Source organism: Streptomyces sp. adm13(2018) (genome assembly GCF_008042145.1).
In the GTDB taxonomy this organism is placed as follows: domain Bacteria; phylum Actinomycetota; class Actinomycetes; order Streptomycetales; family Streptomycetaceae; genus Streptomyces.
Window position 1 is genome coordinate 1,778,211 of record NZ_RDBH01000129.1, and the last position, 3,734, is coordinate 1,781,944.

Below are 3,734 nucleotides of genomic sequence, written 5' to 3' on the forward strand. Positions count from 1 at the left end.
GCTCCACCACCGTCGTACCGCGTGCCAGGTCACCGGCGAGGGCGTACGTCGTGCCGTTGATGTTCACCGTCCAGTTGGAGGGGGTGGACACCGGCAGGTAGTAGTTGAACGAGAGGTCGACCGTGGCGCCGGGGGCCAGCGACTGCCAGGCCGGGAGCTTCAGGGAGACGCGGTGGAAGTCGCCCTTCAGGCCGCCCACGTTGCTGCCCGTGTGGTCGCTGCTGATCACCTTGGTGCCGAAGCCCGACTGGTCGGAGGCGTTGGCGGGGGCCGAGGTCCCGTAGTCGAACTGGAACTCCGTGCCGCCCGGCAGGGCGGTCGCCGTGTTGTTGGTGATCTTGACCTTCGGGGTGATCGGGTAGTTCGAGTCACCCAGCTTGAACTCGGTGAACTGGGCGTCGATCTTCACGGCCTTGGTCGGCAGGGTCGCGTTGGACTTCTTCGCGCCGTACGGGGTGGCGGCCTTGAACTTGTCGTACATCAGCGAGGTGAGCGTGTCGCCGATCTCGTACTGGCCCTTGGTGGCGTTCCAGTCGTAGTCGCCGGCCATCTCCCAGACCATCGTGCCGCCGATGCCCTTGTTGACCACGTAGTCGGCCTTGGCGGCCACCGACTGCTCGTCCTCGGTGGAGAGGAAGACCTTCTTCTGCGCGTTCCACAGCCACGGCGCGACCAGCGTCGAGTCGTACTTGCGGGCGTAGGTGCCGGTCAGCGTGGTGTTCGCGGGGAAGCCGTACTGGGTGACGTAGTCGCCGACGATCCCCTTCTCGAGGTTCTTGGCGTGCCACATCGGGTTGGAGCCGGCGGGCGACTCGACACCGTTGGTGTCCTTGTCGTGCCACAGGTTGTCGATGCCGGTGGCGCCGTCACCGCACTTGGTCAGACCGGCGCCGGCCGGGCAGGTGCTCGCGGAGGCCTTGCCCCACAGGCCGTCGGTGCCGCCCTGGACGTTCTTGTGACCGCGGGTGTAGTAGGGCAGGCCGATGTTGATGCGGCCGGCCGGCATCGAGCCGCGGAAGTAGTGGTAGGCCCAGTCGGTGTTGAGGTACCCGATGTTGCCGTACTGCGCGGAGCCGTAGACGTTGGCGGCGGCGAGCTCGCCGTCCTTGCCGTCGTCGAAGAGGGAGGCGTTCGGCCCGACGTACTCGTTCCAGGCGCCGTGCAGGTCGTACGACATGATGTTGACGTAGTCCAGGTACTTCTGGACCTGGAAGGTCTCCATGCCGCGCAGCAGGTAGCCGGAGGAGGGGGCGGCGACGGTCAGCAGGTAGTGCTTGCCGTCGGCGGCGCCGGCCACGTCCAGCTTCTCGCGCAGGGACTTCATGAGGGCCGCGTAGCCCTGCACGAGTCCGGCGCGGCGCGCGTTGGCGATCTGCCAGTCGAGCGGGTTGCCGGCGTCCTTCATGGTCGTCGGGTACTCGTAGTCGATGTCGACGCCGTTGAAGCCGTACTTGCGGATGAAGTCGACGGACGAGGCGGCGAAGGTGTCGATCCCGGCCTGGTTGACCGAACCGTCGGCGTTCGTGGCCATCGAGTAGAAGCCGCCGGAGTTGACCCGGTTCCCGTTGTCCGCGAAGTAGCCGCCGGTCTCGGCCCAGCCGCCGACCGAGATGAGGGTCTTCACGTTCGGGTGCTGCTTCTTGAACTTGTTGAGCAGGTTGAAGTGGCCCTTGTAGGCGTACCCCGGGTCCATCTCGGCTCCGGCCACACCGGGCCAGGTCATCCCGGTGGCCGCGTTGTTCGGACCGTCCGTGCCGACGGACAGCTTGTTGTCCGAGCCGATGTGCCCGAAGGCGTAGTTGATGTGGGTGATCTTCTCCCACGGGATGTCCTTGGCCAGGTACGCGGGCTGGCCGTTCTTGCCGTCGCGCCAGCCGGTGAAGTAGCCGATGACCCGGCGCTGGTGGTCCGCGCCCATCTTCTCGCGGCCCTCGGTGTCGTAGACCGAGCAGTACGGGACGTCGACGCCGGGCGTCTTGTAGAGCCCGTCGGGGCGACAGGACTCGTTGTCGGCCGCGTACGAGACGCCGCCGGAGAGCGAGCTGAGCAGCAGTCCGGCGACGGCTGCGCCGGACGAGAGCAGCGAGGCTCTTTTCGCGGTGGGGGACAACACGATCGGTTCCTCCTGGGGCGGGGGTCCCCCACGCCTCCGGGCGTAGGGGGAGGAAAAACACAACGAACAAGGGGGTGGGTCGTGTTGGACCCGTGGAGTGCGCACTCCGCCGGGTCGTTCCTAGGAGGTGACACGGAGATTAAGAGGACTAGACCAGTGCGTCAATAGGTCTGGACCATCGAAGAATTCTGGGGGAGTCTGTGAGCCAGACCACAGGAACCCGGCCATGACGCTCCCAGCGGGTCGTGGCACACTGGCCCTGTATCAGCAGCAGCGCACTCCGGGGTCGGTGTAATTCCGAACCGGCGGTATAGTCCGCGACCCGTCCGCAGCCAGCGGCCGGTTGACCAGGTGAGATTCCTGGACCGACGGTGAAAGTCCGGATGGGAGGCAGTGCGCGGCGGGCGAACCCTTTCCAGGGGTGTGCCGGCCGTACGTCCGCTGGTCGCCGTATCGACACGATCGGCGTACCCGTGGGACCGCGGCTTCGGCGCACCCTGCGCGAAGCGTCGTCCCGCTCTCTGTCGTCATCGACAGGCCCCGGAGTCCGTGCCCGAAGAGGCAGGAGGACCCGGTGGCCCAGCAGACCGACATCACCGCCATGCGACGCGCCGTCGAGCTCGCCGCACGCGGTCTCGGCGCCACCAGCCCCAACCCCGTCGTCGGGTGCGTCCTCACCGACGCCGCCGGACACGTGGTCGGCGAGGGCTACCACCGGCGCGCCGGCGGCCCCCACGCCGAGGTCCACGCCCTGCGCGAGGCGGGCACCCTCGCCCGCGGCGCCACCGCCTACGTCACCCTCGAACCCTGCAACCACACCGGCCGCACCGGCCCCTGCGCCCAGGCCCTGATCGAGGCCGGGGTCAGCCGCGTCGTCTACGCCGTCGGCGACCCGAACCCGCAGGCCACCGGGGGCGCCGACACCCTGCGCGCCGCCGGGGTCGAGGTCGGGCAGGGCCTCCTGGCGGCCGAGGCGGAGGCCGGCAACATCGCCTGGCTCACCTCCGTACGCCACGGCCGCCCCTTCGTCCGCTGGAAGTACGCCGCCACCCTCGACGGCCGGATCGCCGCCGCCGACGGCACCTCCCGCTGGATCACCTCCGCGGAGTCCCGCGCCGACGTCCACCGGCTGCGCGCCGAGGCCGACGCCGTCGTGGTCGGCTCCGGCACCGCCCGCGCCGACGACCCCCACCTCGCCGTCCGCGGCGTCGAGGGCGCCGTCCAGCCGCTCCGCGTGGTCGTCGACACCGGGGGGACCGCCGTGAAGCCCGGCGCCCGGATCCTGGACGACGCGGCCCCCGTCCTGATCGCCGTCGCCGAGGACGCCACCACCCCCCTCGACGAGACCGTCGTCGTACGCCTCCCCAGGGCGGACCGCGGCCTGTCCGTCCCCGCCCTCCTGGAAGCCCTCCACGCGCGCGGGGTCCGCTCCGTCCTCCTGGAGGGCGGCCCCACCCTCGCCGGCGCCTTCGTCGCCGCGGGCGCCGTCGACCAGGTCGTCGGCTACCTCGCCCCCGTCCTCCTCGGCGCGGGCCCGCACGCGCTCGCCGACGCAGGAATCAGCACCCTCACCGAAGCGTTGCGGCTCGACGTCACCGACACCGTCCGCATCGGCCCCGAC

General features: G+C 69.8%; 2 protein-coding genes and 1 riboswitch. Of the genes, one reads left to right on the top strand and one right to left on the bottom strand.

Features of this window, described 5'->3' with window-relative positions:
• A partial coding sequence (locus tag EAO70_RS24955) for a chitinase C-terminal domain-containing protein (protein ID WP_148005339.1) occupies positions 1-2,113 on the bottom strand: 2,113 nt, incomplete at its 3' end.
• 271 nt (positions 2,114-2,384) lie between these two features.
• A riboswitch (FMN riboswitch) is annotated at positions 2,385-2,514 on the top strand.
• Between the two features lie 200 nt (positions 2,515-2,714).
• On the opposite strand from EAO70_RS24955, the gene ribD reads away from it, so the two are divergent.
• Positions 2,715-3,734: bifunctional diaminohydroxyphosphoribosylaminopyrimidine deaminase/5-amino-6-(5-phosphoribosylamino)uracil reductase RibD (gene ribD, locus EAO70_RS24960; protein ID WP_148005340.1), on the top strand; the 1,020-nt coding region annotated here is incomplete at its 3' end.